At 72.6% G+C, this 23,140-nt stretch carries 17 protein-coding genes; 13 read left to right on the top strand and 4 right to left on the bottom strand.

What is annotated here, in order from left to right; genetic code table 11:
• Positions 1–237 precede the first annotated feature (237 nt).
• Complete coding sequence (locus NMK44_RS05465; RefSeq protein ID WP_254738841.1) at positions 238–2,916, top strand: SpoIIE family protein phosphatase; 2,679 nt, start codon at positions 238–240, stop codon at positions 2,914–2,916.
• A gap of 115 nt (positions 2,917–3,031) precedes the next feature.
• On the top strand, positions 3,032–4,165 hold the full coding sequence (locus NMK44_RS05470; RefSeq protein WP_254738843.1) for an ABC transporter substrate-binding protein: 1,134 nt from the start codon (positions 3,032–3,034) through the stop codon (positions 4,163–4,165).
• A 95-nt stretch (positions 4,166–4,260) separates the two neighbouring features.
• Here the strand turns inward: NMK44_RS05470 and NMK44_RS05475 are convergent, their stop codons facing one another.
• Positions 4,261–6,186: an ATP-binding protein gene (locus NMK44_RS05475; RefSeq protein WP_254738845.1), complete on the bottom strand. Its 1,926-nt coding sequence runs from the start codon at positions 6,184–6,186 to the stop codon at positions 4,261–4,263.
• 278 nt (positions 6,187–6,464) lie between these two features.
• Positions 6,465–8,159 (bottom strand): DUF885 domain-containing protein, encoded by a 1,695-nt coding sequence (locus NMK44_RS05480; protein WP_254738847.1) that lies wholly within the window; start codon positions 8,157–8,159, stop codon positions 6,465–6,467.
• A 789-nt stretch (positions 8,160–8,948) separates the two neighbouring features.
• Between NMK44_RS05480 and NMK44_RS05485 the strand changes: the two genes are divergently transcribed.
• Positions 8,949–10,220 carry a helix-turn-helix domain-containing protein gene (locus NMK44_RS05485; protein WP_254738849.1) on the top strand — a complete coding sequence of 424 codons (1,272 nt, stop codon included), beginning with the start codon at positions 8,949–8,951 and terminating at the stop codon, positions 10,218–10,220.
• Between the two features lie 14 nt (positions 10,221–10,234).
• Here the strand turns inward: NMK44_RS05485 and NMK44_RS05490 are convergent, their stop codons facing one another.
• Positions 10,235–11,368, bottom strand: a complete 1,134-nt coding sequence (locus tag NMK44_RS05490; RefSeq protein WP_254738851.1) for a nucleotidyltransferase family protein — start codon at positions 11,366–11,368, stop codon at positions 10,235–10,237.
• Between the two features lie 273 nt (positions 11,369–11,641).
• On the opposite strand from NMK44_RS05490, the gene NMK44_RS05495 reads away from it, so the two are divergent.
• Both NMK44_RS05495 and NMK44_RS05500 read left to right on the top strand, forming a co-directional pair.
• Complete coding sequence (locus NMK44_RS05495) at positions 11,642–12,499, top strand: cupin domain-containing protein (RefSeq protein ID WP_254738853.1); 858 nt, start codon at positions 11,642–11,644, stop codon at positions 12,497–12,499.
• A gap of 29 nt (positions 12,500–12,528) precedes the next feature.
• Positions 12,529–14,760: a hypothetical protein gene (locus tag NMK44_RS05500; RefSeq protein ID WP_254738855.1), complete on the top strand. Its 2,232-nt coding sequence runs from the start codon at positions 12,529–12,531 to the stop codon at positions 14,758–14,760.
• A 137-nt stretch (positions 14,761–14,897) separates the two neighbouring features.
• Here NMK44_RS05500 and NMK44_RS05505 read toward each other — a convergent pair whose 3' ends face one another.
• Positions 14,898–15,575 carry a guanylate kinase gene (locus NMK44_RS05505; protein ID WP_254738857.1) on the bottom strand — a complete coding sequence of 226 codons (678 nt, stop codon included), beginning with the start codon at positions 15,573–15,575 and terminating at the stop codon, positions 14,898–14,900.
• Between the two features lie 285 nt (positions 15,576–15,860).
• Here NMK44_RS05505 and NMK44_RS05510 point away from each other — a divergent pair, with 285 nt between their 5' ends.
• From NMK44_RS05510 to NMK44_RS05545, 8 genes are all read left to right on the top strand, one after another.
• Positions 15,861–16,010: a hypothetical protein gene (locus NMK44_RS05510; protein ID WP_254738859.1), complete on the top strand. Its 150-nt coding sequence runs from the start codon at positions 15,861–15,863 to the stop codon at positions 16,008–16,010.
• Positions 16,011–16,102: 92 nt separating this feature from the next.
• The gene (locus NMK44_RS05515; RefSeq protein WP_254738861.1) at positions 16,103–17,293 is read left to right on the top strand and encodes a M16 family metallopeptidase; all 1,191 of its coding nucleotides are present in this window, start codon (positions 16,103–16,105) and stop codon (positions 17,291–17,293) included.
• Entirely contained in the window at positions 17,290–18,129 is an 840-nt protein-coding gene (locus NMK44_RS05520) for a hypothetical protein (protein ID WP_254738863.1), read from the top strand. The genes NMK44_RS05515 and NMK44_RS05520 overlap by 4 nt, the downstream gene beginning before the upstream one ends.
• Positions 18,126–19,088: an ABC transporter ATP-binding protein gene (locus tag NMK44_RS05525; RefSeq protein WP_254738865.1), complete on the top strand. Its 963-nt coding sequence runs from the start codon at positions 18,126–18,128 to the stop codon at positions 19,086–19,088. Before NMK44_RS05520 ends, NMK44_RS05525 begins: the two co-directional genes overlap by 4 nt.
• On the top strand, positions 19,085–19,852 hold the full coding sequence (locus tag NMK44_RS05530; RefSeq protein WP_254738867.1) for an ABC transporter permease: 768 nt from the start codon (positions 19,085–19,087) through the stop codon (positions 19,850–19,852). Before NMK44_RS05525 ends, NMK44_RS05530 begins: the two co-directional genes overlap by 4 nt.
• Positions 19,853–19,863: 11 nt before the next feature.
• Positions 19,864–20,649 (top strand): ABC transporter permease, encoded by a 786-nt coding sequence (locus NMK44_RS05535; RefSeq protein WP_254738869.1) that lies wholly within the window; start codon positions 19,864–19,866, stop codon positions 20,647–20,649.
• Between the two features lie 58 nt (positions 20,650–20,707).
• Positions 20,708–22,156 (top strand): adenosylhomocysteinase, encoded by a 1,449-nt coding sequence (ahcY, locus tag NMK44_RS05540; protein ID WP_254738871.1) that lies wholly within the window; start codon positions 20,708–20,710, stop codon positions 22,154–22,156.
• 15 nt (positions 22,157–22,171) lie between these two features.
• On the top strand, positions 22,172–23,134 hold the full coding sequence (locus NMK44_RS05545) for a cupin domain-containing protein (protein ID WP_254738873.1): 963 nt from the start codon (positions 22,172–22,174) through the stop codon (positions 23,132–23,134).
• Positions 23,135–23,140 lie beyond the last annotated feature (6 nt).

Genomic DNA, 23,140 nt, shown 5'->3' on the forward strand with positions numbered 1-23,140 from the left:
CTCTGTGATCTCACCTCACGACCCCGTGGATCCCAGCCGCCGGGAGCTGACGCTCCGTCCGCCGTCCGGCACGGGATGGATCCCGACACTCACTCAGGAGCGGGCCCTGACCGTGATCCACCCCCGAAGCGGTAGAAATAGTTTATGGCCGGAATTATGGGTAGAATCCGACGCGGAATTTCGCCCAGGAGTACGCCCCAGGGGAAACCGGGGCGCCTGCTCAGGGGGCTGAGTTCCATGCTGAGCATGCGCAGCCTGGCCGGTCAGGTGTTCCTGCTCCAACTGGCCGTCGTGGTGCTGCTCGTCATCGCCGCGCTGATCGCCCTGGTGGTGCAGGTGCGGCGCGACAGCATGACGGACGCCCGGCACCGGACGCTCGCCGCCGCCCAGGCGTTCGCGAACTCCCCGGGGATGCTGGCCGCGCTGGACAGCTCCCACCCGACCGCGGTGCTCCAGCCGCGCGCCGAGGCCGCCCGGAAGGCGGCCGGTGTCGACGCCCTGATCGTGTACCGGGTGGACGGGATCACCCTCACCCACAGCGACCGGCGGCAGATCGGCAAGCACATCATCGGGCCCTACGCGGAGGCGGCCTCCGGGAAGGCCTTCACCCGGACCTTCCAGGGGTCCCTCGGCCTCTCCGTGGTCTCCGCCGTCCCCGTCAAGGACAGGGACGGCACGGTCGTCGCCGTCGTCGCCGCCCCCGTCACGGTCGGAACGGTGCAGGAGGGGGTGGACCGGCAGCTTCCGCTGCTGTTCGCGGGCGCCACCGGAGCTCTCGCCGTCGCCGCCGCCGGATCGGGTCTGGTGAGCCGGCGGCTGCGGCGGCAGACCCATGACCTGGGCCCGGCCGAGATGACCCGGATGTATGAGCACCATGACGCGGTGCTGCACGCGGTGCGGGAGGGGGTGCTCATCGTCGGCGGCGACGGGCGGCTGCTGCTGGCCAACGACGAGGCCCGGCGGCTGCTGGACCTGCCCCAGGACGCGGAGCGGCGCCAGGTCACCGATCTCGGGCTGGGGACGGACCTCGCCGGACTGCTGGCCTCCGACCGCCCGGCCACCGACGAGGTGCACCTGGCGGGCGACCGGCTGCTGGCCGTCAACAAGCGGCCCACCGCCCCCCGGGGAGCGTCCGGCAGCGCGGTGACCCTGCGCGACACCACCGAGCTGCGGGCCCTCTCCGGCCGGGCCGAACTGGCCCGCGAGCGGCTGAAACTGCTCTATGACGCCGGGGTGCGGATCGGGACGACGCTGGACGTCACCCGCACCAGTGAGGAACTGGCCGAGGTGGCGGTCCCCCCGTTCGCCGACGTCGCCACCGTCGAGCTCCCGGATCCGGTGCTGCACGGCGAGGAGCCGTCCGGTACCAGCACCGCGATGCGCCGCACCGCCGCGGTCGGACTGGAACCCGACCACCCCCTGTACCCCGTCGGCGAACTGATCCGGTTCGCCGAGGCGCACCCCTTCACCACCGGGGTGGCCAGCGGCCGGGCGGTCCTGGTGGGCGAGTTGAGCGACGACGAGGGCTGGCGGTCCCAGGATCCGCAGCGCGCCCGGCGGGTCCTGGACTACGGCATCCGCTCCCTGGTCGTGGTCCCGCTGCGGGCCCGCGGGATGCTGCTCGGGACTGCGCACTTCTGGCGGGCCGCATCCTCCCCGCCGTTCGACGAGGAGGACGTGTTCTTCGCCGAGGAGCTGGCCGCCCGCGCGGCGGTGTGCATCGACAACGCCCGCCGGTACACCCGTGAGCACTCCACGGCCGTCGCCCTCCAGCGCAGTCTGCTCCCCCGCGGGCTCCCCGAGCAGTCGGCCCTCGAGGTGGCCTACCGCTACCTCCCGGCCCGGGCCGGTGTCGGTGGTGACTGGTTCGACGTCATCCCGCTGTCCAGCGCCCGGGTGGCCCTGGTGGTCGGCGATGTCGTCGGTCACGGTCTGCACGCGGCGGCCACCATGGGGCGGCTGCGCACCGCGGTGCACAACTTCTCGGTCCTGGACATGCCCCCGGATGAACTGCTGGGCCGGATGGACGAACTGGTGGCCCAGATCGACGCCGAGGAGGCCGACTCCGGGGAGGAGCCGGGCATCACCGGAGCCACCTGCCAGTACGCCATCTACGACCCCACCTCCGGACATGTGGCCGTCGCCACCGCCGGTCATCCGGCCCTGGCGGTGGTCCACCCCGATGGGGCTGTGGACTTCCCGCCGGTGCCGGTCTCCCCGCCGCTGGGGCTGGGCACCGGTCTGCCCTACGAGAGCGCGGAGCTGACGGTGCCCGAGGGGTCCCGGCTGGTGCTCTTCACCGACGGGTTGATCGAGGGCCGCGACCTGGACGCCGGGCTCGGGGACCTGCGCCGCGCCCTGACCGGGCCCGACCGCGACCCCGAGGCCACCTGCGCCACGGTGATCGAGGCCATGGTGCCCGTCCAGTCCAGGGATGACATCGCGCTGCTGGTGGCCCGGACCCACCGGCTGGACAGTTCGCGGATCGCCGAATGGGACGTGGCCTCCGACCCCGCGGCGGTGGCCCCGGTCCGCGCGGAGTGCGTCCGGCAGCTGACGGAGTGGGGCCTGGAGCAGATCGCCCTCACCGCCGAACTCATCCTCAGCGAACTGATCACCAACGCCATCCGCTACGGCACCGAGCCCATCACCGTGCGGCTGCTCCGTGACCGCACCCTGATCTACGAGGTCTCCGACGGCAGCAGCACCTCGCCCCGGCTGCGGCTGGCCAAGGTCACGGACGAGGGCGGCCGCGGACTCTTCCTGGTGGCCCAGTTCACCGAGCGCTGGGGCACCCGCTACACCCCCACCGGCAAGGTCATCTGGGCCGAACAGTCCCTCCACAACAGCGCCGGGCCGTCGGCCGAGGGCATCGGCGACCTCCTGCTCGGTGAGGTGGACGACACCATGTGGTGAGGGCGGCGGTGGCCGGGCCGGCGGACCGTTCACTCCACTGACCCGACGTGCCTGCCACCACCAGGGGCCCACCGGTGATAGCGCTCGTTCCTGTATCCCGCCTCCTGGAGCCAATGTGACTTCACCCCGTGCCCGCACCGCGTCCGTCTGCGGCTGCCTCACCCTGCTGGCGGCCCTGAGCTCCTGCGACGAATCACCGTCCCCCGCGCACCGGAAGCCCTCGGTGGCCGTCTCCGCGAACGAGATGGGCGGTATGAACGCGCTGATCGCCGCGGCGAAGGACGAGGGCAGGCTCAACGCGATCGCGCTTCCGCGCGACTGGGCCAACTACGGCGGGCTGATCCACGGCTTCGAGAGAAAGTACGGGATCAAGGTCACGGTGGCCCAGCCGCAGGGCTCCAGCCAGGACGAGATCGACGCCGTGCGCAAGAGCGGGAAGAGCCGCACCGCTCCCGATGTGCTCGATATGGCGAACACCTTCGCCCGGTCCGCCGCCCGGCAGAACCTCCTCGCGCCCTACAAGGTCGACGCCTACAAGTCGGTCCCGATCAGCCAGAAGGACCCCAAGGCCCGCTGGGTCAACAACTACGGCGGCTACATCTCCATCGGCTGTAACGCCAATCGGCTCAAGGTCTGCCCCCGGACCTTCTCCGACCTGCTCAAACCCCGTTACAAAGGCAAGGTCTCGCTGGACGGTGACCCCACCCGGGCCGGTACCGGCTTCGCCGCGGTGTTCGCGGCCGCCTTGGCGAACGACGGGTCCTTCGGCAATATCCAGCCCGGTCTCGACTTCTTCGCCACACTCAAGAAGAAGGGCAACTTCAACCCCGCCGACGCCACCTCGGCCGCTGTCGCCAGCGGTCAGACCCCCATCGGCATCGACTGGGACTACCTCAATCTCGCCTACGCCGAACAGCTCCGCCGCAAGGGCGTGAACTGGCAGGTCGCGATCCCCTTCGACGGCAGTTTCGCCCAGTACTACGCGCTCGCGGTGAACAGGAACGCACCGCATCCGGCGGCCGCCCGCCTGTGGCAGGAGTACCTCTTCAGCCCGGAGGGCGGAAACCTCCGGCTCAAGGGCTTCGCCCGTCCGGTACTGCTGGACGCCATGCGGAGGGACGGCACCCTCGACGAGGCCGCCGCGGCGCAACTGCCGACGGTGGAGGGCACACCGCTGTTCCCCACGGACGCCCAGCTGGAGAAGGCGCGCGTGATCGTCGACCGGGGCTGGGCGAAGGCCGTCGGCTGACACCCGCCGGTACGAGAACGGTGGTGGTCCGGCCTCCCCACCGGCCCGGTGGCCGGTGGGGAGGCAGATGTACGCGAGGCACCGGCGCGAGGCCGTCAGCGGCCCCGCTCGGGTGTGTGCCGTCCGCCCGCCGTACGCAGCCGCGCGGGGGACTCGTCCCCGCGGCGGGCGAGCGCACACGCGAGGGACGTCTGTAACAGCTGCCGTGATGACGGGGTGAGGGTGCCCAGCACGACCTCACGCACCAGCTCCGGGAAGCGATAGCTCCCCGTCGCTCCGACGCCGGGCCCCTCGTCGCGGACCAGCACCCGGGCGGTGACGGCGTAGTCCACCAGCGGCAGCAGCCGGTCCCACGCCATGCCGAGCACCTCGGCGAGCAGTTCGACGTCGATCCGGATGCCGTCGGCGGCGGCGTAGGCGAGCATGGTCCGGGCCGGCACACTGAGTTCGGCCAGCCGCGCATGGACGACGCTGCTCACCGCCGCGGGTACCCGCGCCCCCGGTCCGAGGCGCCGCTCGGGCGCCAGCTTCACCAGCTCCTTCAGGGTGAAGGGGTTGCCCTCGCTCCGCCGGTGCAGTGCCGCGGCCTCCCGCGAGGTGACGCGCTCACCGGCCGCCGTGAGCCAGGCGGCCACGTCCGCGACCGACAGCGGCTCCAGCTCCAGCCGGATCGCCCCGTGCCGGGCGAGTTCCGCCAGCAGCCCGCTGGCCATGGGGTCTTCGGCATGGCGCAGGGCACACACCACGGCGACGGGCGCGTCCCTCAGCAATGCGGCGAGCCGGCGCAGCAGACCGTGGAAGTCCGGCGGCGCCCAGTCCAGGTCGTCGATCACGCACAGGGTGGGCCGCCGGGTCAGCTCCCGCACCAGTGTGGCCAGATGCTGGTCCACGGGAGGGTCCGCCGCCGCGGGGGCCTCCGGGGCGCACTGCCCCAGGGCCGCCAGGAGTTGGGTCAGCGGACAGACCAGGGAGATCCCGTGGCGCTCGCTGAGCGCCTGGCCGCCACTGGCCCGCGCCACGGCGAAGCCGTTCTCCTCGGCCAGCGCGGAGAACTCCTCCAGCAGCCGGGTCTTGCCCGAGCCCTGCTCCCCGGTGACGACGGCCCATCCGCTGTGCCCCGCGGCCGCCGCCTTCAGCAGCCCGTTGACCCGCGACACCTCCTCCGCCCGGCCCACCAGCCGGCCCCGGGCCGGGGCCCGGCCCTCGGAGAGGGACGCCACCGCCCGGGGCGGGCGGGGGTCGCCGAGGACCGCGACATCGTGGCGCAGGATGGCGGTGTGCAGTTCGCGCATCCCCGGTCCGGGGTCGAGTCCGAGCTCCGCGGCCAGCATGGAGCGGTACCGTTCGAAGCGCCGCAGCGCCTCCACCGGCCGTCCCGCCTTGTACAGCGCGCGCATCAGCAGCACCCAGGACGTCTCGCGCAGCGGGGCGTTGACGACCAGGTCCTCGGCGGCGCCGATGGCACGCGCCACGTCGCCCTCGCCGGTGAGGATGGAGACCCGCAGTTCCTCGGCGTCCTGGCGGGCCCGGTCGAGCCGGGCCGTCTCCCGGATCGCGAAGGCGTACCCGGCCGCCTCACCGAGCGTTCCCCCGCGCCAGAGGCCGAGCGCGGCCTCGATCTCCTCCCGTGCGACGGCCAGGTCCCCGCGCGCCATGGCGGCACGGGCCCGGGTGACGGACTCCTCGAAGCAGGTGGTGTCCAGCGCCTCGCGGGGCACCTTCAGGACGTACCCCGTCGGGCCGTTGGCCAGCAGCCGGGACGGGCCGTGCCGTACGGGTTCGAGGACCGAGCGCAGTCTGCTGATGTGCGCCCGCACCGAGGACACGGCACCGGTGGGCTGGGCGCCCTGCCACAGGTCCTGGCAGAGCTGTTCCACGGAGACCGGTCTTCCTCCCTCGATGAGCAGCCGCACCAGGAGCACCCGGCGCTGACGCGGCCCCAGGTCCAGCACGGTGTCACCGCGCTGGACCTCCACGGGACCGAGCAGACCGTAGCGGGTGGGGTGGCCATGAGGGTTCACGGGGATCGTGCACCTCCTGGTGACGCCGTCCGAACCGCTGAGGGGCACCGCGAGTCCAGGCCTCGGGGAATGAGCCGTGCCAAGGCCGGTGCCGAGAGGTGAGGTGTAGACCATCTTCACATGATCTGCCGTTCATGGTCGGCCGGGTCTCCGCGACTTCTTTCACGGCTCGAACGCTGGCAAAACACCTAGAATCCCTGCCCTCCGGCGAACCTCCGGCACCGGCGGACCTTCGGGGGTGGGCGCGTTCACAGCCGGGCCGTTCACAGCCGGGGCGTTCACAGCCGGGCCAGTTCATCCACCAGGTCGTCCAGGCCCAGCGGGCCCTGGGCGAGTGCCGCGGTGTGCCACTCCTTCAGGTCGAACCGCCCATCCCGCCGCCGTTCGGCCCGCGCCCGCCCCTCCCGCCAGGCGCGTTCCCCGAGTTTGTAGCCGATCGCCTGGCCCGGCAGACCGAGGTACCGGACCAGTTCGCTGTCCAGGAAGTCCCCCGGCCGGCCGATGTGTCCGGCCAGGAACTCGGCGGCCAGTGCGGGAGTCCAGCGCGCCCCGTCATGGCCGGATCCGGCGTCCGCGGGGATGCGCGACCCGAGGTGCAGTCCGATGTCCACCACGATCCGGACGGCCCGCATCATCTGGGCGTCCAGATGACCCAGGCGCAGCGCGGGATCGGTGAAGTGGCCCAGCTCGTCCATCAGCCGCTCGGCGTACATCGCCCATCCCTCGGCATCGGCGTTCACCGAGCCCAGCGTGGCCTGGTACAGGGAGAGCCGGTCGGCCAGCAACACCCGGGTGGCGAGCTGCACATGGTGGCCGGGTACGCCCTCGTGGTACCAGGTGCTCACGAGTTCATGGACCGGGAACCGGTCCCGGCCGCCCACCGGGAGCCAGGTGCGCCCCGGCCGGTTGAACCCGAGGGACGGTGGGGTGTAGTAGGGCGCCGCGGCGCCCCCGGCCGGGGCGATCATGGCTTCCACCCTGCGGAGCGGGGCCGGTAGGTCGAAGTGGACACCGTCCAGGGCGGTGATCGTCTCGTCCATGAGGGTCTGCAGCCAGGTGCGCACCGCGTCGGTCCCGTGCACCGCCGTACCGTGGGAGCTCAGATGCGCCAGGGCCGTACGCGGGGTGGCGCCGGGCAGCACCTCCTCGGCCGCATCGCGCATGAGGCCCTCGATACGGCGGATCTCCTCCCAGCCCCAGGCGTAGGTCGCGTCCAGATCGGCGCGGCTGCCGGTCCAGTGACGGACCCACAGCGCGTAGCGGTCCCGGCCGACGGTGTCGGGAGCGTTCCGGACACGGGGCCCGTAGTCGTCGCGCAGCCAGTCGCGCAAGTCCACGGCCGCGGCCGCCGCGGCGGCGGCCGCGGTGTCGAGTCCGGGGCGCAGCCGGTCCGGCGCCCGGGAGGCGAGGTCCTGGAGCCATCCGCCCCCCTCGGTCCAGCCGGTGAGCTGCCCGATCACCGTGTCGACCTGGGCGGGGCCGCCCCCCATGTCCCGCTCCGCGCCGAGCCGCAGGGCGGCGCGGTAGCCCTCCAGGGCCGTGGCGACATGGCGCAGCCGGGTGCCGACGGCGGCCCAGTCGTCGTCGGTCCCGGTCGGCATCTGGGCGAACGCGCCGCGCACCGCCTGTACGGGCGAGGCCACGGCGCCGATCCTGCGCAGCCCCTCCCCCGCGTCATGCAACGCCAGCCGGGTGGAGACCCGTTCCCGCAGCAGGCGCGCACAGCGGCGCTGGGCCGGGTCGTCCCCGGCGCCGCTCTCCGCGAGGTCCAGCGTCCGGACCGTGGCGCGGTCGAGTTCCGCGGAGCGCTCCAGTCCGTCGGGTGAGTAGTCCGGGAACCCCTCCCGGGAGGTGGGGAGCCCGAACCGCTGGGCGATGAGCGGATCGGCCATGGCCACGTCGGCCACGTAGCGGTCGGCCACCTCCCGTGGCGTGCTGCCGGTGGCGGGGGTGTGCGGGACGAGGGCGGTCATGTGGTCTGCCGTTCTCCAGATCCTGGGATGGATGTAACACGAATCCACCGACCACGGGCACGCGTTGCCCGGACATGGTCGGCCTTCGCATGACGGAAGTGCTGGTCAGCGCAGATGAGGGCGTTGCCCCGGCTGACCGTGGGACACGGGACACCGCGGCCGCGGCATGGTGCAGACAAGGGACCTGCAACCCTCCGGCAAGGTGCGTCATTACGCTGAATTGCGGACGTTGAGTCCCCGGGTTCCGGCCCGGCACCACCCCCGCTCTCGGCAAGGAGTGTTCGATGCGAGAGGCACGGCACCGAACACTGCGCGCCGCGCGCCGCAGGCCGCGTTGCCGCTGTGTCAGTGGTCATCCGCGCCGTCCGGAGCGTGTCCGGCGCAAGCCGGGCCGCCTCGTCCGGGCCGCGGGCCTGCCGTGGGAGCGGGATCCTTCGCCGGACGAGGAACGGTTCCGGAAGCCGGTTCCCGGACGGGGCACCCCCCACGGCACCCGTCGCTGACCCTCCCGGCCACGGCCCCCACCGCCCGTCCGGCGGGCGTGCGGGCCGTGCACCGGCCCTGCGCCGGACCGGAGTTCCGGTGCCACGGTGCGCACCGGAACCGGCACCGGCACCGGCGGAAACGGGCGCCGCCGCCGGGCTCTCCATGTCCCGGCCGTCCCGGCCCGCCCGTCCTCGACGCGTTCCACGACGAGCCACGGGGTTTTCCGCACTGCTGGAAGGACGTCGTTCCGACGGTCGGCGGATCACATCGCCGACCGAGACCGCTCGACCAAGGGGAGTTCCCATGACCACTGACTCCGCGGACCCATCGCCCTCCTTCGGCTCCGCACTGCGGTCCCACCGCATGGCCCGGGGGATGTCGCTCGGTGACCTGGCCCGCCTGGTGAACTACAGCAAGAGTCATCTCAGCCGCGTGGAGACGGGGAACAAACAGCCGACCACCGGCCTCGCCCGGCGGTGCGACGAGGTCCTGGACGGCGGAGGGTGCCTCAGCAAGCTGGCCGCCGACCTGCCGGTCCGCGTGGTCCGCAATACCGCGTCGCTGGCGCAACTCCCGCGTGTGGTACCGGATGTGATCGAGCGGGAGGAGCTGGTGAACCGGCTCGACGCCGCACTGGAACTGCTCGGTGATCCCCATGCCGGACGGAGCGCGGTCGTCCTCCTCGATGGTCCCGTCGGCGCGGGCAAGACCACCACGGCGGTCCACTGGGGACACCGCACCGCCCGGCACTTCCCCGACGGCACCCTCTTCGCCGACCTGAACGGTTTCGGCCCGGCGCCGGAAGCCACGTCGCCCGCCACGGTGCTGCGGGGCTTCCTCCAGGCGATGGGCGCGGCGGCCGGCACCCTGCCCGAGGACACCGAGGCACTGGCCGCCCGCTTCCGCACCGAACTCACCGGGCGGCGGCTGCTGATCGTGCTGGACAACGCGGCCGACGCCGCCCAGATCCGGCCCCTCCTGCCGGCCGAGCCCGGCTGTCTGGTGCTGATCACGAGCCGCAACCGGATGCCCGGACTGGTGGCGCGCGACGGTGTGCGGCGCGTCACCGTACCCCCGATGACCACGGCGGAGGGCCTGCGGCTGGTCGCCTCGCTCACCGAGGACACCTGGGACGAGGAGGCGGCGCGGGGCCTGGTGGAGGCGTGCTGCCACCTCCCCCTGCCGATCCGGGTGGCCGCCAGCGAACACACCTGGCCACCGGTGGAGGCCCCGCACGCGGTCATCGACAACGCCGCGCTGCTCTGCTTCCTGTCCCTCTCCGAGGACGACACCACCACCCTGAGCGGGCTGCTCGGCCACTCCTACCGCGCACTGGACATGGAGGCGGCACGGGCCTTCCGGATCCTGGGCACCGGAGCGTTCGGCGGGTTCACGGTGCGGGAAGCCGCCGGCCTGCTGGGCTCCGGGGCCACCGGGGCCAGGCGGGTGCTGTGGTCCCTGGCCAATGTGCACATGGTGCGGTACGCGGACGGCGAGTTCTCCTTCGACTCCATCCTGCGGGCCTTCGCCCTGGAATGCGTCCGCTCCGTCGAGACCGGCCGGGACAGTGCGTGACCCCAGCGGAGCGGTCATGTCCGGACCGTCGGCGCCACCGGTCCGCGTGTCCCGCCGGGAATGCCGCCCTCGCGCAGCCGGTCCAGTTCCGCCAGGGCTGCGGCGTGCCGCTCGCGCGGCACGACCGCGTCACACACCAGCAGATAGGCGCCGACGGGGGTCAGCAGCAGCGCCTCGTCCCCGTACCAGTGCACCCGCGCGGTCTCCAGGCCCCGCAGTTCATCGGGCGACCCCAGCGCGATGCCGTGCACCGGGCCGCCCGCGGCCAGGGTCTCCCGCACTCCGGTGGGCTCCGGTCCGGGCTCCGTCCCGGCCCGCCGGGCCCGTTCGGCCTCGGCGGCCTCTTCCAGCCGCGGCAGAAGACCGGTGAAGCGGTCCACCGGGAGCAGCTCGGAGGTGTACGTGATCAGCTCCACCAGTTCCGGTGCCAGCAGCATGCGTGCGGCGGCGTCGACGATCTCGTCCCCGGACGGTCCGTCCGCCTGGCCCGCGAGCGCGTAGAGGTCCAGCGCGTCCCGGGGGTGGAAGCGCCGCTGGAGCCGCTCCTCCGCCAGACACACCAACGCGGAGAGCGTGGGGTCGGCGGGGGGCAGGACCCGTACCGGTACGGCGCCGAAGTCACCCAGCAGCCCCGCCGTCGACAGCTCCACCCGGTGCTCCGGGTCGAGCAGCGGCTCCTCCGGCGGCCAGACCAGCGTGACCAGCAGATGGTGTTCCGGTCCCACCACCGTCACCCAGACCCGGTCCGGCTCACCGCGTGCGCTCAACTCCCGTACCGCACGCCACAGCTGGCGTTCGTCGGGCACGATGAGATCGACGTCGCCCTGGGGGCGCAGCACCCCCGGAGGGTAGGCGGCGGCCAGCGCCGGCCCCTTCATCACGGTGTACGGCAGATCACCGGGCAGCTCCGCGACCAGGTTCCGGTAGTGCTCGGCGCGGCGCCGGGCCCTCGCCAGTTCACCCGCGGCCGCCGGGCCCATGGGCTCACCCTCCCGCTGGAGCGCGGACAGCACGAGAAAGGGGAGCGTGTAATGCGCCTGCCGCGCCGTGTAGACCAGACGGCCCGGCCCTTCCTCCTCCGAGACGTCGAAGATGTCGTACAGCGTGCGCACCGTGATATCGGATGCCGATGTGGGTGAGACGGTCATGAAATCCATCGTGAAAGCGCCCGGTAATGGCGGCAAGTCGTTGTCCGGTGCCCTTCGATGAGGCACCGGGAAGCGAATGACCCGGTGAAATGGGCGCGGTTGAGGCCATCGGAAGAGTTTCCCGCCCGTCTTTTCGTTGCCCGTTGCGCAACGAAAGCGGAAACCCGGATCCCCTTGAGTGCCATGGGCGCCGCGATGAGACTTGACCGCCGCGGGACATCCGCCTGTGGCCGTCTCCCGGTCACGGACCGCTCGTGCCCGAAAGGACGGCCCATGCGCACACAGGTGGAAGGCATCGTCTCGGCGATGGGCCTGGCACCGGACGAAGCGGGCGGCTGGTCCGCGCCGGTCGCCCGGAGCGCCCCCGGGACCTCGTCCGCGCACACCCGGCTGCTCGGTCCCGGCACCCGGCTGCGCTGGCGCCGCGCCACCACGGACACCGTGCTCTTCGCACACCCCGGGGCCGTGACACAGGTGCATCTGCGCGATGCTGCGCGCGGTACCGCGCTCGCGGTCCTCGGTGACGATCCGGCCGCCGGCCACCTCCCCCAACTCGCCCTTCCGGCACGGGTCAGTCACACCCTGAGCCCCGCCCCCGGCGGTCTCGCCCTGTGGACCGAGACCGCGGCGCGGGGGAACGGCTGGGAGTTCGACGACCGTCCCGGCCCCCCTGCCCTGCGGCCCGTTCTCGGGGACGGTCCACGTCAGGGCGCCGGCGCGGACCCGGATCCGGACCGTCCGTTGCGCACCGGTCCTGCGGGCCGGTTCCCCTCCGGGCTGACCCGGGTCCTCACCCGCCGCGTTCCGGTGCGCCCCCTGCACCGGGCCGCGGCGGACGTCACCTATCTCCTCCATGCCGGCGGGCCGTTCCAACTGGTCGCGCTGTCCCTGGAGGGGACTCTGCACGAGTACCTGCTCGGCCGGGACCCGGGCGCCGGGCAGATCATGGCCGTCACCGTGCCGGGAGGCTGGTGGCGTGCCGCCGGTCTCCCCGCGGGGACGCCCGCGGCGACCACCGGCGAGGCCCACTTCGGCCCCACCGCCATCGCGGGACCGGCCGAGTCCCCCACCGACGTCTTGCGCAGATTCCCCCGGCTGGCGGGGCGGCTGCTGCCCTACAGCGCCCGCTGAACCGGTCCACGCGATCCCCGGAAGGCCCGATGAACCCCGTCTCCGACGTCCGTCCGTCCTCCCCCTCCCTCGACGCCTCCGTGAAGGCCGATTCCGTGAAGGCCATCTCCGTGAAGGGGGACATCGACACCGGGCGGCTGGTCTCGCTCCTCGCGGACGCGGGTCACACCGTCACCGTCACCCGCTCCGGGGAGGGCTCCGCCGCACCGGAGGACGCCGCCGGCACCGCGGTGTTCGACGCGCGCGACCACACCGGTCCCGATCCCACCTGGTGGGCCGCCTCGGAGTTCCTGCGACGCGCCCGCCGCGTACCGGACGCCGACGCCTGCGGCTCCCCCGGGCTCGAGGACGTGCTGCGCACGGGCGAATGGAGTCATCCGTCCGCCGGGGCGGTCACCCCCGTGCCCGTCGACGGCGTCGTCGTCTTCAAACCCGGTGTCCGCGTACTGCCCGAGACGCTCCGCGCACTCGCCGACCGCCTGGCCGAATGCGGTTACCGGGCCACCCGGGCCCGGCTGCTGTCCGGCACCCGGATCCGGGACGAGGACCTCGCCTCGCACCACTACCTGCCCCATGTCGATCTCGCGGACCGCGGTGAGCTGTCGGTGCACGAACGGGCGCGGTTCCTGCGGCTGTACGACACCCCCGCGTTTACCGAGCGCTTCGGCGAGCGCGCCGACGCCGTCGCGGTACTGCCCGCGCGAGCCGTCACCGAGGACCTGGGAGTGCCGCCCGCGCTGCTCGACGAGTGGAGCGAGCGGTCCACCCTGCGGTGGGGGCTGGACAGCGGTGCGCCCGACGGCCCCAACGGTGTCGGCGACTGTCTGTACCTCAATGTCTTCCAGGACCCGGGCCGTCACGGCGGACGTCCCTTCGTGGTGCTCAACCCCCATCTCCCGGGCGTCCTGGCCCAGTTGCGCGACAGCGCCCACCAGGCCCTGTCCATCCTGGTGGAGGCACACTCCCGCACACCGCTGCCCTGGGACCGGATGCGCCGCGAGTTCTGCGGTGTGACCGATCCCGAACGCGCCCTGCCCGGCAGTCTGCGGGGCGACGCCCGGGCCGGGGCCCTGGCGCTGCGCAACGCCGACGGAACGCCGGTGCGCCGCACCAACAACGGTGTCCATCTGAGCAACGGGGCCGTGGAGGCGCTCCAGGACGCCACCACCTGGTTCGGGCTGCGGCCCGGCGACACCACGGCCGGGGGCCGGCTGCGGGAGACCGGACTCGATCCCGAACGGGTGCTGCGCTCGGCGTTCGTCAGCCTCGCCGGGCGCCGCCGGGCCGTCCAGGAGGTGACCGACGGGCTGCGGGCGCAGGACGCGGCGGCGGCGCTCAGGGGCGGTCGGCTGATGGAGCACTGCGACGGCTGGGACGACATGAGGTCCCGTGAACTGGTCGACATCGCCTGGCGTTTCAGCGCCGGTCGACGCCAGGACCCGGAGGTGGCGGCGGTGTTCCTGCACGGTTCCGCCGGACGCGGGCGCACCTCGACACGGTCCGGCATCGACCTGCTCGTCGTCCGCGACACCGCCCGGTCCGCACCGCCGGTGGACACAGGAGCGGGGACGGCGACGGCCGAGGGGGTCCCCGTCCGCGTCCGGACCATCGGCATGGCCGATGCCCGCCGCGCCGCCACCGAGGCCCCCGCCGATCCGGCCGCGCTGGGCACGGTCGCGGCCCTGGCCGGGGTGGTGCTGTGGGACCGCGGCGGCGTGGGTGAGGAACTGCGCGCGGCAGCCGTACGACTGCCGGTGCCGGCCGCGCTGCGTGAAGCGGAACTGGCCCGGGTGGAGGAGCTGTTGCGCACCGCGCCCCAGGACACGGACGCGCTCCGCGAGGCGTCCTTGCGTCTTGCGGGGCTCGCGCTGGATCTGCATCCGCTGCGCAGGCACCACCGCCGGTGGGCGCTCACCGACCTCGACCGCGCCGCCGAGGGCGGACTGCGTGACCTCCTGGCGGAGGTGTGGGCGGTCGGCGGCGCCGGTGACACGGAGCTGCGGGAGGCCCGCCGGCTGGTGCGCGATGTCCTCGGGGTCACGATCGGCCATGCCCGCCCCGGCTCCCCTGAGGAGGAGCTGTTCCGGCTCCGGGTCGCCGGATGGAGTGCGGCGGAGGCCCCCGCGGGCTCCCTGGCGCGCGCCGCACGGCGCCGTCTCCTGGACGACCTCGGCGGCGGACGGCGCCGCGAGACGGCCGCCGCGCTGGCGGAGGCGGGCGAGGAACTGCGGCACCGGGACCGCTCCGAGCACCACGGCTGAGACCGCGGCCGCCGTCATGGAGGAGCGGGGGGGGGGGGGGGGGCCGCCGGGGCCCCCCCCCCCCCCCCCCGGGGGGGGGGGGGGGGCCCCCCGCCCCCCGCCCCCCCCCCCCCCGCTCCTCCATGGGCCGGCGCCGACTATCCCACCGGCGGGTCGTAGTACCGCAGCAGCGTGGGGCGTCTGTGGGCCGCGTACGACGCCAGCAGACCGTGCTGGCGCCGGACCCGGGCCTTCTCGGCGAGCCGGATGGCCTGCACCTGGCGCAAGGTGCGCTCGAAGTCGTCATTGACCACGTGGTATTCGTGCTGGTCGACGAAGTCGAAATCACGCTCCGCCATACGCCTGCGCAGGACCAGTTCCTCGTCGCTCTCACTGCCCCGCCCGCTCAGCCGGGTCCTCATCTCCGCCACGCTCGGCGCCATCACGAAGATGCCCACCGTATGGGCGGGATAGAGCCGCTTGAGGTTGAGGTATCCCTCCGGCGAGTAGTCGAAGACGAGATCCTGCCCCTTTTCGAGGGCGGCCTCCACCGGCCCCCGCAGCGTGCCGTAGAACTCGTCGAACGAGGGGTGGATCCACTGGGCGAAGGCGCCTTCGTCGATCATGCGGAGGAATGTCTCACGGCTCACGTGGTCGTACAGCCGCTCGGCTGCGCTGCGCGGCCGGCGGGTCGTCACCGACCGGGTGTAGCCGATGTCCGGGTCCGAGTCCATGAGCGCCTGGGCCAGCGAGGTCTTGCCCGTGCCCGAGGGGCCGGACAGCACGAACAGGCAGCCCTCCGGGGTGGTGTCGAGCGGAGTGTTGTCGGGATTCACGTTCGGATGCCTTTCTCTCACGCGTCCGGCGGCCACGGTTCGGAAGGGCTGCCGGAACACGTACGGCGACTCCTTCCACGATGTCGCCCCCACTCCGCGCGGGCGACAGTTGTCCGTTGCCCGATGGGAAAGGAAAAACCGGACCGGGCAGGGGGTGACGCGACCACCGGACGCGAGCGGAACGCCTTTTTGAGGCGCCGCAATTCACATGTGTGCCGCATTCCCTTGTTGCGCCGTTGCCCTTCGAGCGGACACCGGACAACCTCTGGATCAGGGGTGGCCCGCATGGCAGATTTCCACTCGGCGGCAGGAAATCTCCCGGACGCCGAAGAGGAAGGCAACGGGAAGACGCTGCCAACGACTGACGAAAGGGGATTCGACATGCAGCACGTTAGCGCCATGCGTCCGCGCCTCGACAAGATCAAGAAGCGCTGAATCACGCAGTGAGAGGTGGGCGCCACCGCACCGTCGGTGGCGCCCACCGCCACCCCGTCGCCCGGTCGGCACCTCCAGGCAGGACACCACACATGCTCGATCACACCTCGATCTCCTCGGTCGTCGACCCGGGACTGCGCACGGCGGGCATCTGTCTGGCCGTCGATTACGGAGCACGCCACGACCCCGTGGAACACGGCGGTCTGGCGCATGTCCTGGAACACCTGCTGATGGCCAATCCGCTGCGCGGCGCCGAGTCGCTGTGCGAGCGGGTGGAACGTCTCGGCGGCCGGGCGAACGCCGAAACCGGCCTGGAGCAGATGCTCTTCCACGCGCAGGTGCTCGCCGAGGACACCGAGGACGTGCTCGACCTGCTGCTGCGGGCCGTGACCCGTCCCGAACACGACGCCGGTGTGCTGGAGGCCGAGAAGACGGTCGTCCTCCAGGAACTGGCCGCCATGGCAGCGGACCCGGTCGATGTGGTCCAGGACGCCTTCCTCGCCGATCTGTTCCCCGGACATCCCCTGGGACGTCCCGTCGGCGGCACCGCGGCCCAGGTCGGGGCACTCGACCTCACCGCGGTCACCGAAGGACACCGCGAGCGGCTGCTGCCCAGCCGGGCGGCGCTCGTCGTCGTGGCCCCCTTCACCCCCCAGAACCTTCCCGCCGCGGCCGAAGCGGCCACCGGTGCCGCCGCACCGCCGCTCCCCCGGCCCGCCGTAGCCCTGGACACCGCTCCCCGGCACTCCGCGCCACGCTGGGCGGACGACTTCACCTGGGTCGCGGTCGGCGCCCGCTCCGCCGTCACCGGCGCGACGGAGCGGCACCGCTTCCAGATCCTCGCCGAACTCTTCGGCGGCAGTCCGTCCTCCCCGCTGTACCGCCTGCTGCGCGGCGAGAAGGGTCTGGCCTACTCCTTCCAGGCGTGGGACCGCAATTACACCGAATCCGGCGCCTGGCGCGTCCTGGTCGGCGCCGACACCGGCAAGGGCGAGGCCGTCATCGAGGCGGTCACCCGGGCGCTGGAGGAGATGGCGACGCACGGTCCCTCCGACGTCGATCTCGACGCCGCCCGCCGGCAGGCCCGCAGCGCCCTGCTGTTCGGGCAGGAGAACGCACTGGACCACGCCCGGCTGCTGGCCCGGCACCGCGTCGCCGACCCGGCCTGGACCGTGGAGACCGAGGAGGCCGCCCTGCGGTCGGTGACCGCCGAACAGGTCGCCGGGGCGGCCCGTCAGGTGCTCGACGACCTGGTCGTCACCATCCGTCCGGAGCGCGCATGACCGTCAGCCCCGCATATCTCGACGGCGCCGAGGAGGCGGGACTGCTCTCCCGCCACCAGGGACTGCCCTTCGTCGCGGGCGGCTACGACGAACCCGTCACCGGTGAGCGCCAGTTCCTCGTCACCCACTGCGACCCGGAACTGGTCCGGCGACCCGCGTGGTGGTCCGAACTCGTCCGGCTGGCGCGCCGCGCCGACCCTGCCGCCGAGGCGATCGTGCTGCGGGTCCCGGGGGACATCTCACCCCCGGCGCCCTGGCGGCGCCTCATCACCTATCTGCGCCACGAGGGACAGGTGGAAGGCGGCCCCACAGCGGCGGATGACACCCCGGTCTCGGTCCTGCCCGCCACGGCGGAACACCGGCCGCTGATCGCGCGGTGGCTCGCCACCGCCCTCACGGCCGCGGCCGACGCCCACGGCAGCCCCGGCCGGTCCGCCCCGCCCGACGTCGTCGACTCGCTGCTGGACGCGCCGGGACGCGCCAGTTACGTGGTGGTCGGCGAGGGCACCGTGATCGGCCACGCCACGCTGCTGGACGACACCTATGACGATGTGACGGGCCGTCATACCGTCGAGCTCTTCGACATCCTCGTCGAGGCCGGGGACGAACTCAGGCGCCGGGCCACCACGGCGCTGACCGCCGTGGCGGCCGCCCACGCCGCAGACCGTGACCTGCCGCTGCTGGGCAATGTCGTCCACTCCCCGACCCTCACCTCCGATCCCGGGGAGCGGGTCGTCTCCACCCTCACCTCCCGCGGCTGGCTGACCGACCATGTGCTCTGGCGGCTCGCGCTGCCGCCCGAGTCCACCGGAACCGCGGCTGGGGCGGGGCGATGACCGCCGCCGTCCACACCCGCGGACTCACCCGCGCCTACGCGGGCCGCAAGACCGACCGCGGCCGGGACCACCTCGCCCTCGACTCCTTCGATCTGCGCGTCGAGGAGGGCGAGGTACACGGCCTGCTCGGGCCGAACGGAGCCGGCAAGACCACCCTGTGCCGCATCCTGAGCACCGTCCTGCTGCCCACCGGCGGCACGGCGGAGGTCCTGGGACATGACGTACGGACCGAGGCGGACGTGGTCCGCCGCACCGTGGGCATCGTCTTCGGCGGCGAACGCGGTCTGTACGGACGGCTCACCCCCCGGCAGAATCTGCGCTTCTGGGGCGCCCTGTACGGCCTCGGCGGGAAGGAGCTGCGCCGCCGCACCGACGCCCTCCTGGAGCGCACCGGCCTCGGCGGCCGCGCCGACGACCGGGTCGACACCATGTCCCGCGGGATGAAGCAGCGGGTGCACATCGCCCGTGGACTGATCACCGACCCGCCCGTGCTCATCCTGGACGAACCCACCAACGGTATGGACCCGGTGGCCGCCCATGACTTCCGTGCCATGATCACCGAGCTGCGCACCGACGGCCGTACCGTCCTGCTGACCACCCATGACATGGGAGAGGCCGAGGCGCTCTGCGACCGTGTCACCCTCGTCGACCGCGGACGCGTCATCGCCACCGAGACCACCGACTCCGTCGGCGCGCTCCTGGCCCGGCACGACCGGATCGACGCCACGGACGTCCCGCCCGAGGTGGTCACCGCCCTGCGCGCGCTGCCCGGCACCGAGTCCGTGACGCCGCTGGGCGGTGACTCGATCCGCGTCGTCACGGCCGACGCCGACACCGTGGGCGAGGTCCTGCGCCTCCTCGTGGCCTCCGGTGTCACCCGCGTGACCACCGCGCCGCCCGGTCTGGAAGAGGTCTACCTCGGTCTCATCGGCCGGCAGGGCATGCGGGTGAGGCCATGAGGCTGTTCCTCAACGGGTTCCTCTTCCAGCTGCGGCTGTCCCGGCGGTCACCCGACACCTTCCTGGTCTGTGTGACCGCGCCGCTGCTCACCACCGTCTTCCTCAGCATCAACGCCTACACCGGACGCCATGAACTGACCTCCTACGCGGTCGTGGCACCCACGCTGATGTCCCTGTGGGCGCTGGCGCTCTCGGTGGCCGGCAGCGCGCTGACCGAGGACCGCGATCTGGGCACGCTGGAGGGGCAGATCGCGGCCCCGGCCCCGATGGCCCTGACCTTCCTGGGCCGGATGTGCTCGGTGGTCGTCGTCGGCAGCATGGCCTTCGCCGAGACCTGGCTGGTCGCCGGAGCGCTCTTCGGCCGCTGGATCGCCCTGCCCCACCCGGTCGTCTCCGTGGCGTGCCTGCTGGCCACCGCCCTGGCGACGGCCGGTACCGCGGGGCTGCTGTCCCCCCTGTTCGTGCTGACCCCCTCCGCGCGGACCCTGCAGAACACGCTCACCTTCCCCTTCTATCTGCTCGGCGGGGTGCTGGTACCCGTCAGCGTGCTGCCGCAGTGGCTCAGGCCCGCCTCGTACACGGTGTTCCTGTCGTGGAGCGCCGATCTGCTGCGTGACAGCCTCGCCACCGATCCCGTCTCCCGTCCCGCCCTGCGCCTGCTGGCCGTACTAGCCCTCGGGGCGGCCGGGTACGGCATGGGCATGCTGCTGCTGCACCGGGTGGTCCTGCGCGTGCGCCGCACCGGGACCCTGACCCGGACGTGAAAGGCCCAGCCGTGGAACCCCTTCTCGTCATCCGCCACAGCGCCGCCAACGCCTTCGCCGATATGCGGGCCGTCTACACCTGGCGGATCTGGACCTTCGGCTGGCTCGGCCGGATGCTGGCCCAGGTCACCTTCTTCACCCTGCTCGGACGCGGTGGCGACGAGGAACACCTCGCCTATCTGGCCCTCGGCAACTCCCTGATGACCTGCGCCCTGGAGTGCATGTCGGTTGTCGCCTCCACCACCTGGGAGCGCATCTCCGGCACCCTGCCCCTCCTGGCCGCGGCACCGGCCCGACCGGTCTGGGTCTTCTTCGGACGGAGCCTGCAGTGGCCGATCAGCGGCAGCGGAACCTCGATCGTGGCGCTCCTGTGTCTCGCCCCGCTGTTCGGTGTCTCGTGGCAACCGGCCCAGATCCCGGTGGTCGTCCTCCTGGTCGTACTGACCGCCCTGACGACCTATTGCTTCGGGCTGTTCCTCGCGGCGCTCGTCCTCAACGCCAACGGTGTGCGCAACATCGTCTCCAGCGCGGCGTATCTCGTCATGATGATCGTGTGCGGGGTGAACGTACCCGTCTCCCACTGGCCCGCCCCGGTCCGGCTGCTGGCCGATCTTCTGCCCCTCACCCACAGCCTGCACGCGCTCCGGCTCGTCGGGGACGGTGCGGGCCCCGGCCCGGTCCTCGCCGCGACGGGTCTGGCCCTGCTGTGCGGGGCGCTGTGGCTGGCGGCCGCCGGGGTCGCGTTCGACGTGTTCATGAACCGGGGGCGGCGCTCAGGAGGCAGCGACCACTTCTGACTCGCGCGCCGACGCCGGTACCCCGCAACCGCCCCCGACCCGAAAGCAGACCGCCATCGTGACTTCCTCCACTGACACCGTCACCAGCGCTGACACCGCCACCGCCACCCGCGAGGATTTCGCCGTGGCCGACATCGGTCTCGCCGCGGCGGGCCGCCGCGCCATCTCCCTGGCCGAGCACGAGATGCCGGGCCTGATGGCACTGCGCGCCGAATACGGCGCACAGCGGCCCCTGTCGGGCGTCCGCGTCACGGGCTTCCTCCATCTGACCGTCCAGACCGCCGTCCTCATCGAGACGCTGATCGCACTGGGCGCCCGGGTCCGCTGGGCGGGCTCCCACCAGGACTCCGCCCAGGACGAGGCGGCGGCGGCCCTGGCCGCCGGACCGCACACCGTCCCGGTGTTCGGCTGGAAGGGCCAGAGCCGCGAGGAACTGTGGTGGTGCGCCGACCGCGCACTGTCGTGGGAGGACGGCGGCGGACCGGACATGCTGCTGGACGACGGCGCCGGGATGACGCTGCTGATCCACCACGGCGTCGCGCACGAGGCCGGGCGCGATCTGACCGCCTCCGTACCGGCCCTGCCGCCCGAGGCGGCCCGGCTGGTGCGGAAGCGCGGCGCGGCCGACCCCGGCCACTGGAGCCGTACGGCGGGCAGGGTGCGCGGGGTCAGCGAGGAGACCACCACCGGCGCCCGGCTGCTCCACCAACTCGCCGACGCCGAGGCGCTGCTGTTCCCCGCGATCAGCGTGAACGACTCGGTGACCAAGTCCAAGTTCGACAACCGCTACGGCTGCCGCCATTCGCTCGTCGACGGGCTGAACCGGGCCACCGACACGCTCATCGCGGGCAAACTGGCCGTCGTGTGCGGCTACGGAGACGTCGGCAAGGGCTGTGCCGAGGCGCTGCGCGCCCAGGGCGCCCGGGTCGTCGTCACCGAGATCGACCCCATCTGCGCCCTCCAGGCCGCCATGGACGGCTATCAGGTCGCCGCTCTGGAACGGTTCCTGGAGGAGGCCGACATCGTCATCACCGCGACCGGCGCGCCCCGGGTCGTCACCGCCGGCCATATGAGCCGTATGAAGCACCAGGCCATCGTCGGCAACATGGGACACCTCGACGCCGAGATCGACGTCGCCGGGCTCCAGGGATGCGGCACCGCCCACCGGGTGCCCATCAAACCGCAGGTCGACGAGTGGGTCTTCGACGACGGCCACGCCGTCATCCTGCTCTCCGAGGGACGGCTGCTCAACCTCGGCAACGCCACCGGTCATCCGTCCTTCGTCATGTCCAGTTCCTTCACCAACCAGGTACTCGCCCAGCTCCACCTGGCCACCGCCGTCCGGCCGACCGCCGTGAGCACCCTGCCCAAGGTGCTGGACGAGAAGGTCGCCCGGCTCCATCTGGGCCATCTGCGCATGGAGCTCACCACGCTCTCCGAGGAACAGTCCCAGCACCAGGGCATACCTGTGGAAGGCCCGTACAAGCCCGACCACTACCGGTACTGACTTCGGAGCACCCCCATGGCACAGCACCCCGCATCCGCCCTCCCGGCGGCCACCGCCACCGCGCTGACCGGCGCACTGCGACTGACCGGCGACGGGCCCGAGGGCTGGTTCACCGGCCCCTGGCACGACACCACCCTCGCCGACGGCACCTGTGTGATGCGCCGCCGCACCCTGCTGCGCACACCGGGCAGCGCCTCCGTCTGGCGCCGGAGCACGGCCGACACCGTCCTGTTCTTCCACACCGGGGCCCCGGCCGCCGTCGTGACCTCCGGCCCCGGCGCGACCGACACCACGGTGCTGGGCGCCGACGCGGCCGTCGGCCAGGTGGCGCAGTGCACGGTGCCCGCGGGCACCTGGCACGCCCTCGCCCCGCTGGCCGAGGAGTCCCTGCTGTGGAGTGAGGCGTCGGTGCCCGGTGACGCCGAGTGGCAGACCGCGGACCCGGCCCGGCTGCCGGACCCGGTGCCGCCGACAGCGGATGTCCGCGCGCCGCGTGCGAGCGGCACCACGGCGGAACTCCTCGGTATGACGGCACATGTCGAGGGCGGCTACTTCCGCGAACTCTACGCATCCGCCGGCACGGTCCGGACCCCGGTCGGAACAAGGCTGTTCGCCAACACCATCCACTATCTGCTGGACTGCCGGTCGCCCGTGGGCCATCTGCACGGCAATGTCTCCGACATCACGCACTTCCTGCACTCCGGCGGCCCGATCACCTATCTGATGCTCGCTCCGGACGGACGTCTGGAGAAGCAGGTGCTCGGCTGGGACGCCGACCGCGGCCAGGTCCCGGTCTTCACCTGCCCGGGCGGCTGGTGGAAGACCAGTTTCCTGCCCGAGGGCGTGTCGGAAGGGCTCATCAGCGAGATCGTGGCCCCGGGTTTCGACTTCGCGGACCAGCGGATGGCCACCGCCCAGGATCTCGTCCACGCCTCCCCCGATGACGCCCGGCGTCTCGCGCCCTACCTGAGCCACTGACGGAGG

The sequence above is a fragment of the Streptomyces cucumeris genome, assembly GCF_024295805.1.
Classification (GTDB): domain Bacteria; phylum Actinomycetota; class Actinomycetes; order Streptomycetales; family Streptomycetaceae; genus Streptomyces; species Streptomyces cucumeris.